Raw genomic sequence first — 12,782 nt, 5'->3', positions numbered from 1 at the left:
CTTGGGGTGGGAGGTATTTGGAGTGTGAATAAAATTTTGAACAAATAAACAGGCTTGTAAATAAAAAGGCACTCACCAAATGGGAGTGCCTTAAGTTTTCGATCTGAGTGTAGGGTAAAACTAAGCGTTCGCTGGTTCAGGTTTCGCTTCTAGTTTTTTCTCTTCTGGAGATAAGCTTTTCTCGTATTGACCGTACTTCCACCATGCGTAGCCAAGGAAGATCACAATCCCCCCCACGTTGTAGAAGATGATGGTCATGATGTCTGCGCCTGTAGGGAAGGTAGAAGCGAAGAAGCCAACGGTAAAGATAGCGATAAGAATCGATACTGCAGTAATACCGACCGTACGAGAACCCATGCGGAAATCACGTGGTAGGTGGTCCAGTTTCACGCGCAGGTGCAGGTAAGCAATCATGATGAACAGTGGCGGTAGCATAGAAGCTGCTGCGGTCATGTTGATGATGGTGCTCATCAAGTCTTGAACGGTGTCAGACGCCAACGTTGGGATGAACATCAGTGGAATCACGATGAAGAACTGAACCCAAGCTGCACGCTCTGGTACACCTTGTTTGTTAAGCGCGACAGTCTTCTCGCCAAAGATGCCTTTAGGGATTTCAGAGAAGAAGATCTTAACCGGTGTCGCCGTCCACATAAGTAGAGAGCCCAACATCGCAGTGAATGAAACCACACCAACGAAACGGTTCATCAGGATTTCCGACAGTCCAAAGTGTCTTGCTAGTCCTTCAAATACCTGAACTGAGCCGCCAGTGAATTTAAGTTCTTCACGAGCAACAAATACGTTCGCTAACACAGATCCTACCGAGTAAAGCGCACCGATGAAGATACCCGCGATGATGATCACTTTAACGAAAGACTTGTGACCGCCTTTGATGTCGTTAACGTAAACCGCGACCGATTCCGCACCGCCCGCCGCCATGAAAATCCAAGTAATTACGCCAAGGAATGCCCAGTTGAAGCTTGGTGTCATTGCTTCGATGGTGATTGGATCAGCTGGCTCGATACCACCTACTAAAGCCCCGCCAGATAACAAGATGTAAGACATCGTTAGCAGCAGCATCAGTGAGGATGTTAGTGAAGTGATAGGGCCCAGTAATTTCGCGCCGTTGTTAGAGATATGAGTCGCGACCGCAAACAAAATGGTACTCAGAATCGCGGTGGTCATTGGCGTGAATATGTACTCGAAACCTAAGAACGCATACGACGCATAAGCGATGATTCTAGGCAGCAGAGAGGTGAAGAAGAATAGGTTAACAAACCAGTAGGTGTAAGCTGAAATAAACGCCCAGCGACCGCCTAGAGAGCTTTTAACCCAAGAGTAAACACCCGCTTCAGAGTCTTTATTCAGTGACACAAACTCTGCAACGATCAAACAAAATGGCACAAAGTAGAAGATGGTTGCTAGAAAGAACATCGGAGCCGAGGAAAGACCGATCTCGATGTTGTTATTAATGATGTTATTGAAGCTGTATACCGCCGCGAAGGTCATAGACAGTAGGGCAAATTTGCCTATCGTACTGCGTTTATTTTCGGACATGATGTTCTCCGGTGAATCACGTTGATGATCGTTATAACTTGGTCCTAGAGAGGGAAGCTCTAGGCCGCACTTTTATTGTTATGTTGGTTTGGCAAACACCCGCTTTGTTTTGTCAGGGTTGGCTCATTGTTGTTTTTATAGATTTACGATCGGACTTCTTTGGGCTTTTTCTCTCTGGTATTTCAGTAAACTTATTACCAAAACAAAGAGTTAAAGATTAAGAAGTTCATTGAAGAGATTGCTGGTTTCATGAGCGACGATTTATAAGGCTTGTAGGGGCTTTTTGTCGCTTTTTTTATATGAATCAGTTTGTCTCTTCAGCAAGAAGATTAAAGATTAAGCGGCGGGAAGTTAATCGAAATTGATCAAATATGTGACCTTGAGTAAGTAAATTTAGTTAATGTTTTACCTTGGTTTTTATTCGAGTTTTATTACCTATTAATTGGTGTTTTTCGTGAACTGAAACCTTGACGGAACACCGTTTTTATTTTTTGAGTTCTATTTTAATTATCTGATTTAAAACAAAAAAAGCGCCTTGGTAGGCGCTTTTAAAGTTGGGGGGGATGCAGAGTGCTACGATTGCTTAGCTGTTTCTAGCTTTGCGTCTTTACCTGCCTGCTTTTTTTCAAAGCGCGAGATCCACCACCAAGCGAGACCAGAGAATACCGCTGTCATGAATACGTTGATAAAGAAGGCTTGAACTAGGTCAACACCTGTTGGGAATGCAGATGCCGTCATACTCACAACGAAGATGCCGATAAGCACAGAGACAACAGCCATACCTTGAACTCGAGTACCCATGCGGAAATCACGTGGTGTGTCGTCATGCTTCAAGCGGAATACAAAGTACGCCACCATGATGAAGATCGGCGGAAGCATTGCTGTACCAGCGGTTAGGTTGATTGCTGTGTTCATCATGTCTTGTACTGATTCAGAGCCGAAGCCATTCACCACAAGCATCACGAATACAAACGCGAACTGCCACCAAGCTGCACGTACTGGCACGCCGTGTTCGTTAAGCTCTGTTGTCTTCTCGCCGTAAACACCTTTAGGAATTTCAGAGAAGTGAATTTTTACTGGAGCTGCTGTCCACATCATCATCGAACCGAACATAGCAACGAATAGGATAATACCGACGAAGCGACCCGTTAGAGATTGTGAAATGTCGAAGTAGTTCGCCATACCAGTGAAGATTTCAACCATGCCGCCAGCGTAGGTCAGTTCATCACGAGCAACGAATACGTTAACAAGTAGAGAGCCCACTGCGTACATTGCGCCGATTGCGATACCTGCGCCAATGATAACCTTGATGAAAGACTTGTGACCGCCCTTAACATCGTTTAGGTAAGCGGCTGCGGTTTCAGCACCACCGGCTGCTTGGAAGATCCAACACATGATACCTAGCGTTGCCCAGTTGATGGTCGGTGTCATTGCTTCAAGCGTGATTGGTTCTACTGGTTCATGGTTGCCGCCCAGTGCCATTAGTGCACCGATAACGTAGATTGCAAACAGAGCGAATACACCGTATGCCACGATCTCGGCAATCTTACCTAGCCAGCTCGCGCCTTTGGTTGAGATGTGAGTCGCTGCTGCAAACAGAGCAATCGAGATAGCCGATGTGACGACTGGCGAGAAGGCGTATTCATAGCCCAACATCGCGTAAGATGCATAAGCGATTACGTTTGGTAGCAGTGATACAAACCAGAAAAGGTTTACGAACCAGTATAGGAACGAACCTAGGTAGGCTGCTTTTGAGCCTAGCGGTTTTTTAAGCCAGTCGTACATGCCTGACTCAGAATTTTTATTTGCGGATACGAATTCAGCAATGATGAACACGAATGGAATAAAGTAAATAAGGGTAGCGAGCAAAAAGATAGGGGCTGAACTCAATCCCAATTCGATGTTGTTGTTTACAATGTTGCGAACGTTAAATACCGCTGCAAATGTCATGGAGAGTAGGGCAAATTTGCCTAACTTACCGCGTACAGATTCAGACATAGTGTCCTCCAAGGGTCACGTAATTATAGTCGTTATATCTTTAAGCTTCCTTGTAGGGAAGAAGCATAAAGGCGTTTGCAGTGTGACTGAGTCTTGAACGGCAAGCCTCGGTCACACTGTGAATAGATTTTGTTGTTGCTACTTTCAGCTGTTTGGCTTCGGTAGCTTAATGTCGGTTACTTCTTTAGCTTCAGTTACTTACTTATTAAGGAAGTAGCCGTCTTCGATAGTCACTTTCAGCACCACTTTGCGAACTCGGTTATCACCGTGAAAGCGATAAGCTTTGCTGTTATCAAAGATCGCCACTTGGCCTTCAACTAACTCACGAGTTTCACCGTTACCCAGTAGGTGTTCACGGTCGGTTTCATCGCTGTAAGCTTGGGTCTGTTCAAGTTGAGACTTATCAGCAAACTCAACCGTTTCACGACCTTCCAAGTAGTAGTGCACATCAAAGTAACGACGGTTGCCGGTGAAGTTTTCTGTGTTACGAGCCACACCGTCTTCAATCATGTAAGCCAGTGAGTCACCAATCGAATACATCACGCCATCTTTGATGTTGCCGATGTTTTCAATCGCTTCTACACAGCGTTGCCATTTACGACCGTCGCGGTAAACGACTTTAAATTGCTCTAGGTTGTCTAAAACGATCATCGCTTATGCCTCGTTCTGTTGTGGTTGAGTTGTTGGCGTATTCGCCGTGAAGAACTCGTCACCAAAGTTATGATTGATAAGTGCTTGTGCATTACAGTCACCTGCTTGGAATGGCACTAGCGTTAGACCGTAGCGGAACTCATCCATGTATACGCGGTAAGAATCCAACACTTCACTGCCCCAAGAGTTTGAGCCTAAGCCCATCACTTGGTGATCTAGATTTAGCGTGATGTAGCCACTCTTCTCTAGCTCAATCGTGTGCTGTGCTTGATGCAGATTTTGGTTGGTGTAGAACCACGCGCTGAAGTTGATTTCTTGTTGTGGTTTCACCGCAATACCATTGCCAGCGCGACTTGAAAGCGCAGCCCAACGAACGTGTTGGCGGTTGCCGTTGTTTTGTGGGAATGGGTAGTTCTCGAACATGTCAGCCACGGTTGATTGGTAAACGTCAATCATGTTGGCTTGCTTGCTGTCTTGGTAGTTCTCTTCAGGGCCACGTCCGTAATATTGGACTTGGTCGAAGTCGCCGTTGATGCCCATGTCGAAACCAATCACTGGAATCACGTGTGGGTAATCACCGTAGCGTTCGCCACCTAGCTCAACGTTTAATTGACCTTCGGAACTGATCTGGTAGCGATATTCACAGCGCATGCCGAAATCGAATACTGGTGGAGCAATGATACTGGTGGTGGTGATCTCAATCTTGCCGTTGTTCTCTTCCACGTTTAGCGTGCGGAAGTGCTCTTGCATGATCTGCAGGTGTGCAGGTTCCCAGTAACCATCGTGCTCTTGCTTATGGTTATCGATCATTGGCTTGAAGAAGTTCAGTTTAGGCTCCGACTTAATCAGTTCTTCGCCATTGACTAACCAGGACGTCAGCTTGCCGTTCACTTTTGAGAAATTCAGAGCAAAGTTGTGGCCTTTGATTAGGTAAGCTAAGCGAGACTCTTCAACATTCAGTGCAGTTGCATTGTTGTTCGTGAAGGCTTCAAGTTGTGCTGTGTTCTCTTTCACTTGGAACTGATAAACCGCGATGTCGTGGTTCGCCTCGCTGTATGAAGTACGAGAATCCTTACGAACCGTAAAGTTCACAAACACTTCGCGCGCATCAAGCTGTGGCAAGTTAAGCGTTAGTTCACGGCTAGAGTTCTCAGCCAGTTCTTCAACCTTGATGTGTTGTACGGCAATGGTTTCACCCTCAGCGCGGATTTCCGCAGTGATGGTGTAGTCATCGATGTTTGAGAACCAAAGCTTGTTGTCTACCGTAAAGGTGCCCGTTTGTGCATCGAAATCGCGAAGCTTCACAGGGGCAATCACTTGCTTGTACTCTTTCAAGCCTGGGCCTGGCGTTTGATCCGGGTAGATCAAACCGTCCATGCAGAAGTTGTAGTTGTTCGGGTAGTCACCGTAGTCACCGCCGTATTTGTAGAACTCTGTGCCTGCTTCATCACGCGCTAGAATGCCGTGGTCACACCATTCCCAAACATAGTGACCTTGAATGGCATCATGCTTGTAGAATACGTTCTGGTACTCGGTTAAACCGCCCGGGCCGTTACCCATTGCGTGTGCGTATTCACAGATGATGCGTGGCTTTTCGTGCGGGAATTCACCGAAGGCATTCATCAGTTGAGCTCGTGAGTACATGGTTGAAATGATGTCGACCACTTCAGCATCACGGTCTTCTTCGTAATGAACCAGACGCGTGTCATCAATGGCTTTTGCTGCATCGTACATAGAACGGATGTTGCAGCCGTAACCAGACTCGTTACCCAGTGACCACATGATGATAGAAGGGTGGTTCTTTTGAGCGTGAATATGACGCTCGATACGCTCAACAAACACCGCTTCCCATGCTGCATCGTTAGTGATGCGGCTTAAGTCGCCAACGTTAGCAAAACCGTGTGTTTCAACATCGGTTTCGCCCATCACGAACAGACCGTAGATATCACACAGTTCGTAGAAACGTGGGTCGTTCGGGTAGTGCGCTGTACGTACTGAGTTGATGTTGTGTTGCTTCATCAACACTAAGTCTTTTTCTACGCGATCCATCCCAACAGCACGACCTTTTAGGTGGTCGTTGTCGTGGCGGTTCACACCATGCAGCATCACGTATTTGTTGTTGATGTAGAACAGACCATCACGAACTTTAATGTCACGGAAACCAACGCGTTGTGGGATTACTTCTAACACTTTGCCGTCAGCGTCTTTCAGCGTCAGCAGCAGTTGGTAAAGGTATGGGTTTTCAGCGTTCCATTGAACAGGGTTCACTACATCGATAGAGAATTGAGTATCGGCATTGCCGCCAGTCTGTTGGTTAGGAACAGTTAGGTTATCTACTGAGCCTTGCGAGATAACTTGGCTGCCATCAAGCAATGCGTACTCAAGGGTTGCGTTTGCCGCTGCTGCTAGGTTTTCTAGTTCCACTTTGCACGACAGGGTAGCGCTTTGGTAAGCGTCGTCGAAATCAGTGCGAACGGTAACGTCTTGAATGTGCAGCTGTTCTTTACCTACGAGGTAAACGTCACGGAAGATACCGCCCGTCCACCACATGTCTTGGTCTTCAATGTAGGTTGAATCGGCCCACTGCATCACACGAATAGAAAGTAGGTTGTTGCCTGCTGTTACCTGGCTAGAGATATCGAACTCAGCGGTTAGGCGGCTACCTTTGCTGAAACCTACATATTCGCCGTTTACGTAAACTTCGAAGTAAGTTTCAACGCCATCAAATTTGATGATGGTTTGTTTTTCGTCCCAGCTTTCGCCAAGGAAGAAAGAGCGTTGGTATGCGCCGGTTGGGTTGTCTGATGGTACGAAAGGCACGTCAATTGGGAATGGGAAACCTTCATCTGTGTATTGAAGATCGCCGTGGCCTTCCATTTGCCACATGTTTGGAACCGTGATGTTGCCCCAGTCGCTCATTTCCTGAGAATAAAACTCTTCAGGAACCAATAGCGGATTGGTGAAGTAGCTGAAATTCCATTGGCCACTCAATAGTTGGAAGTGGCTGCTCAGTTCACGCTGAAACGTTTTTGCATTTGTTTCTGATGCGTATGAGAAGAAGTATGCACGCGGTGCCATACGGTTCTCATGTAAGTTCAGGAAGTTTTCCCAGTTGTTCACGTTGCCTCTCTCTCGGTCTGAATGCAGTTTGCTGACCGACGTTCTTATGCGTAATTGGGTCGTAGTGAATACGAGTATTTTTGGACTGAGGTAATTATTAGTAAAAGTTTTACTAAATGAAATTAGTGAGAACGTTTTACTTTAACTTCATCACGTTTTTTATGGTCTTTTTGCGGTGCTGTGTGATCCACTTAAAAGAATGCTATTAGCTGATTTATACAGCAGGTTAAAGAGGGGCATATGTGTCGATTGATGTATGTGATGGGCACAAAAAAGGCCACCTTCAACAAAGGTGGCCTTAATTTATCTATTTGATATATTTAATTATTTTGTTGTATCACGCAGCTTGAGTTTGCTTGGAACATAGACGCGTAATGGGATAGTGCGACCGTCGCGTACTTTCTCGATCAACAGGTTAACGCCTTGAATTCCCATGAGTTCAGAGTGAATACGAACAGTCGATAAAGATGGGAAGGTAAATTTAGCTGTTGGGATGTCGTTTACACTAATCAGCGCAATATCTTCAGGAATGTTTAATCCGTGCTCATGAACTGCTCGTAAAACGCCAATTGCGATGGAATCTGACGCAATAAACATGGCTTTAGGGTAGTCGCCTGTCGCGAGCATCTGCTTTGCAAGCTTGTAACCTGAAGAGCTAGAGAAGTCACCACGGTAGATGTCTTGCTCACTGACAACGTTCTTGAGGCTGCCATATTCAGCAAAGGCCACTTCACGAATATCAGGGGTGTTGACGTCGTCTTGGCCACCAATAAAGCCGATGCGCTCATAGCCTTGATTGATAAAGAAGTTGGTGATCTCTTTGCTGATCAAAGCCAGGTCGATATCGACAGAGTCATAAGGTTCTGAGTGATCAGTAAAATCGACATAACAGATATTATCGCTCAGCTTTTTAGCTTGCTCGATAACCTCTGGTGTCATTCTTCCGACTAACAAAATACCTGTGATTGGCGCTGAATTAATTTGTATTTTGCTTTCATAACAGTTGGTTAGCTTAACTTCCATCTTTTCGCATTGGGTTTCAATCCCGTGACGAATCGACAGGTAGTAAGGGTCGTTAACCTCAGCTTCTTGCTTGTAGTTATACAGTGCTAGGAAGTGATGGTTTTGTTTTTTACTGCTAACGGTTTTTCGTGAGCTGCTGGTTTTGTATTCCAACTTCTCTGCAATTTCAAAGATACGCCTTTTGGTCTCTTCCTTGACGCTTAATGTTGGATCTTCATTGAGAACCCTTGAAACTGTAGCCAATGATACATTCGCTTCAGTCGCGATATCTTTTAACGTTGCCATACTCACTTCCTGTTATTGGAACATTGCGCTGCTTTGAAATTGGTATTTAGTAAAAAAGCAATGCACCTCTTTATTCTACAGACCTATTGTAATCAAACTGGACGTCATTGCATTAACTTTTAGTAAAATAAATGCTCAACTCCTCTGTGATGTCTCAAATCTAACTATCTATAATTATCTTATTAAAATTCAATGAATTAGAAGTTAATGGCTATACGTTATCTCGATGTCATGATCGGTACCAAGGATGAAAGTTGGTGTAAACGTTTACACTTCGTGGTTTTGATCACAGAATTATAGTCAAAATGGCTGCTACTATTTCTGACATACGGTGCTACTGAGCTGAATGTCAGTCCGAGTTAGCCCACGAATGACGACAAAGAGAGGTTGATTGTGAAAGTACTGGTTACGGGCGGCATGGGTTACATCGGAAGTCATACATGCATTCAAATGATACAGGCAGGTATGGAGCCAATCATTGTTGATAACCTTTGCAACAGCAAAGAGCTAGTGCTGGAACGAATCGAATCGTTAACTGGCAAGCGACCAACGTTTTATCTTGGCGACATTCGTGACCAATCTTTTCTAGATAGCGTGTTTTCAGAAAACGATATCCAAGCGGTGATTCACTTTGCTGGCCTGAAAGCGGTAGGGGAGTCGGTTGCTAAGCCTTTGGAATACTACGATAACAACGTCAATGGTTCACTGGTGTTAGCTCGAAGCATGAAGAAAGCGGGTGTGAAAAGCATCGTATTTAGTTCTTCGGCTACTGTTTACGGCGATCCAGAAGTGGTGCCGATTACTGAAACTTCACCAACTGGCGCGACAACTAACCCTTATGGTCGCAGCAAATATATGGTGGAAGAGTGCTTAAGCGATCTGTTCAACGCGGAGAATGATTGGAGCGTTACTTTACTGCGTTACTTCAACCCAGTAGGTGCACATCCATCGGGCACTATGGGTGAAGATCCACAAGGTATCCCAAATAATTTAATGCCGTTTATTGCTCAAGTAGCCGTCGGTCGTCGTGAAAAACTGGCTGTTTTTGGAAACGATTACCCAACAGTCGATGGCACAGGCGTTCGTGACTATATTCACGTAATGGATTTAGCGGATGGCCATGTCGCAGCACTAAAAGTGGTTGGTGAGAAAGCGGGCTTACACATTTACAACCTAGGTACTGGCAAAGGCTCAAGTGTACTCGAGATGGTTGAAGCCTTCGCACAAGCATCGGGCAAACCGGTTCCTTATGAACTTTGCCCACGCCGCGCAGGTGACATTGCCGAATGTTGGGCAAGCACTGAAAAAGCAGAGCGCGAGCTTGGCTGGAAGGCGACGCGTAGCGTGATGGAGATGACGGCGGATACGTGGAACTGGCAGTCGAATAACCCGAACGGCTATTCCCCTTCGTAATTGAAGCCGCAGCGTTGTTAGCTGCATCTCTAATTTCTTTGGGAAAGCAGAGATAAGAGATGAGAAAAGCGAGATTCCAGATATCTCGTGCCTCGATTCTGGAATGACGAATTTTAAAACTACGATTTCTGAACGTCATTCCCTACTGCGAGGAACGAGCGTGATAGGGAATCTCCTTGTAGAAGAATTATTCATTTTGGTGAATTGACCAAGACACAAAATTTGAGAGCAATCTAAACATGTCAAAAGTTGAATTTAACCCAGTAGACCACCCGCATCGTCGTTATAACCCATTAACGGGTCAGTGGATCTTAGTATCACCGCACCGAGCAAAACGTCCTTGGAGTGGTCAAGATGAAAAGCCATCGACTGCGCAGCTTCCTGCGTACGAGAAAGAGTGTTTCTTGTGCCCAACCAATACGCGTATCTCGGGCGACGAAAACCCAGATTACGACGGCACTTACGTATTCAGTAATGATTTCGCGGCGTTGATGCCTGATTCACCTGATGCTCCAGAGTCTGAAAACCCTCTATTCAAGACTCAAGGTGTTCGCGGGTTAAGCCGTGTGATCTGTTTCTCTCCGGACCACAGCAAAACGTTGCCAGAGTTACCAGTAAACAAGATTCGCGGTGTGATTGATACATGGAATGAACAGATTGAAGAGCTAGGTAAAGACTACCTATGGGTTCAAGCGTTTGAAAACAAAGGCGAGACCATGGGCTGCTCTCAGCCTCATCCACACGGTCAAATTTGGGCGAACAGCTTTCTGCCAAACGAGATTGAACGTAAAGAAAAGCTTCTAAAAGAATACTTTGAGCAACAAGGTTCAAACCTATTAGTGGATTACGTTGAAGCTGAAATGAAAGACGGCTCACGCACTGTCGTTGAAACCGAACATTGGGTTGCTGTGGTTCCTTACTGGGCTGCGTGGCCATTCGAAACCATGTTGCTGCCAAAAACACACATTCGCCGCATGAGTGAACTGACTGACGAACAACGTGATGACTTGGCACTTGCGATTAAGAAGCTAACGAGTCGCTACGACAACCTATTCCAATGTTCATTCCCATACTCGATGGGCTGGCACTATGCGCCATTCTTTGAAGAAGGTACGGATATCGATCATTGGCAGTTGCATGCCTTGTTCTACCCGCCACTGTTACGCAGTGCTTCGGTTCGTAAGTTCATGGTTGGCTATGAAATGCTGGCAGAATCTCAGCGTGATTTAACCGCAGAACAAGCAGCGCAACGTCTTCGTGATTTGAGTGACGTTCACTATAAAGAGCAGTAATACGTTGCTTCGTAGATAACGAGCGAGATTCCTGATATCTCGTCCCTCGATTCTGGAATGACGGCAGGTGAGAAGCTTGGTTGCTTCGTTACTTAGGAGTCGATATTGTCATTCCCTATTGTGAGAGATGAACGAGATAGGGAAATCTAAAAGAATTAAAGTGGTGCCGTGAAGGGGCCATAACCAATTGAACAAAGAGTTTAACCAGAGAGTTTACTTATGTCTGACCTAATCCAAAACGTGAAAGCATCTTTTGAGCAAGTCCTTGGCTACCAAGCGACTCATATTATCCAAGCACCAGGTCGTGTGAACCTGATCGGTGAACACACTGACTACAACGATGGTTTTGTTCTACCGTGTGCCATTAACTACCAGACGGTAGTCGCAGCGGCTAAACGTGACGACAACATCGTGCGCGTAGTGTCGGTGGACTACGGCAATGCTGTGGATGAATTCGACCTAACTCAAGAGATCACATTTCAACAAGACAAGATGTGGGCTAATTACATTCGTGGTGTGGTGAAGTGCTTAAAAGGTCGCGGTTTTGAATTTACAGGTGCAGATATCTCTGTAACGGGCAACGTGCCTCAAGGTGCTGGCTTAAGTTCTTCTGCGGCACTGGAAGTGGTGATTGGTCAAACATTCAAGGTGCTTTACAACCTAGAGATCAGCCAAGCCGAAGTGGCGCTTAATGGTCAGCAAGCTGAAAACGAATTTGTAGGCTGTAACTGCGGCATTATGGACCAGATGATCTCTGCAGAAGGTCGCGCAAATCACGCAATGCTTTTGGACTGTCGTAGCCTAGAGACTCAAGCGGTTTCAATGCCAGAAGATATGGCTGTGGTTATCATCAACTCAAACAAGAAACGCGGCTTAGTCGACAGCGAATACAACACGCGTCGTGAACAATGTGAAGAAGCGGCGCGCATCTTTGGTGTTCCGGCACTTCGTGATGTGACCATTGAACAGTTCAAAGCGAAAGAATCTGAGTTGGACGAGATGGTTGCTAAGCGTGCTCGTCACGTGATTACTGAAAATGACCGTACCGTTGAAGCGGCTCAAGCTCTGCGTACTCACGACATGAAGCGTATGGGTGAACTGATGGCAGAATCGCATGCATCAATGCGTGATGACTTTGAAATCACAGTGAAAGAGATTGATACGCTGGTAGATATGGTCAAAGAAGTGATCGGTGAGCAAGGCGGTGTGCGTATGACGGGCGGTGGTTTCGGTGGTTGTATTGTGGCTTTGGTTCCACCTGCATTGGTTGATGAAATTAAAACAACTGTGGAGCAGAAATATCAAGCGGCGACGGGTCTAAAAGAATCTATTTATGTGTGCCAAGCGAAAGACGGCGCCAGCCTAATTGAAGTAATCTAACTGCTTCGAGACTTAATATAGAGCTTACCAAGTAAAAAGATCATGGTAGGCCAAATACTAAAGCCT

The 12,782-nt window shown here is 45.7% G+C and carries 8 protein-coding genes; 3 read left to right on the top strand and 5 right to left on the bottom strand.

Annotation, left to right across the window (positions count from 1 at the left end; genetic code table 11):
- Nucleotides 1-120: 120 nt before the first annotated feature.
- From BCU34_RS10550 to ebgR, 5 genes are all read right to left on the bottom strand, one after another.
- On the bottom strand, nucleotides 121-1,554 hold the full coding sequence (locus tag BCU34_RS10550; protein WP_048668902.1) for an amino acid permease: 1,434 nt from the start codon (nucleotides 1,552-1,554) through the stop codon (nucleotides 121-123).
- A 573-nt stretch (nucleotides 1,555-2,127) separates the two neighbouring features.
- Entirely contained in the window at nucleotides 2,128-3,552 is a 1,425-nt protein-coding gene (locus BCU34_RS10545) for an amino acid permease (RefSeq protein WP_048605567.1), read from the bottom strand.
- Nucleotides 3,553-3,750: 198 nt separating this feature from the next.
- The gene (locus BCU34_RS10540) at nucleotides 3,751-4,203 is read right to left on the bottom strand and encodes a beta-galactosidase subunit beta (RefSeq protein WP_102479188.1); all 453 of its coding nucleotides are present in this window, start codon (nucleotides 4,201-4,203) and stop codon (nucleotides 3,751-3,753) included.
- 3 nt (nucleotides 4,204-4,206) lie between these two features.
- Nucleotides 4,207-7,323: a beta-galactosidase subunit alpha gene (ebgA, locus tag BCU34_RS10535; protein ID WP_102479189.1), complete on the bottom strand. Its 3,117-nt coding sequence runs from the start codon at nucleotides 7,321-7,323 to the stop codon at nucleotides 4,207-4,209.
- A gap of 324 nt (nucleotides 7,324-7,647) precedes the next feature.
- Nucleotides 7,648-8,631 carry a transcriptional regulator EbgR gene (gene ebgR / locus BCU34_RS10530; protein ID WP_102479600.1) on the bottom strand — a complete coding sequence of 328 codons (984 nt, stop codon included), beginning with the start codon at nucleotides 8,629-8,631 and terminating at the stop codon, nucleotides 7,648-7,650.
- A 393-nt stretch (nucleotides 8,632-9,024) separates the two neighbouring features.
- Between ebgR and galE the strand changes: the two genes are divergently transcribed.
- The 3 genes from galE (at nucleotide 9,025) to galK (ending at nucleotide 12,716) form a co-directional block, all read left to right on the top strand.
- Complete coding sequence (galE, locus tag BCU34_RS10525; RefSeq protein WP_048612262.1) at nucleotides 9,025-10,044, top strand: UDP-glucose 4-epimerase GalE; 1,020 nt, start codon at nucleotides 9,025-9,027, stop codon at nucleotides 10,042-10,044.
- Between the two features lie 239 nt (nucleotides 10,045-10,283).
- On the top strand, nucleotides 10,284-11,336 hold the full coding sequence (locus tag BCU34_RS10520) for a UDP-glucose--hexose-1-phosphate uridylyltransferase (RefSeq protein ID WP_102478738.1): 1,053 nt from the start codon (nucleotides 10,284-10,286) through the stop codon (nucleotides 11,334-11,336).
- Between the two features lie 219 nt (nucleotides 11,337-11,555).
- Nucleotides 11,556-12,716 carry a galactokinase gene (gene galK / locus BCU34_RS10515; protein ID WP_102478737.1) on the top strand — a complete coding sequence of 387 codons (1,161 nt, stop codon included), beginning with the start codon at nucleotides 11,556-11,558 and terminating at the stop codon, nucleotides 12,714-12,716.
- The last annotated feature ends 66 nt before the right edge of the window (nucleotides 12,717-12,782 follow it).

It is taken from the genome of Vibrio sp. 10N.286.45.E10, from assembly GCF_002874195.2.
Classification (GTDB): Bacteria; Pseudomonadota; Gammaproteobacteria; order Enterobacterales; family Vibrionaceae; genus Vibrio; species Vibrio crassostreae.
Note: the sequence above shows the minus strand (reverse complement) of the source record. Positions and strands in the feature narration are given on the sequence as shown.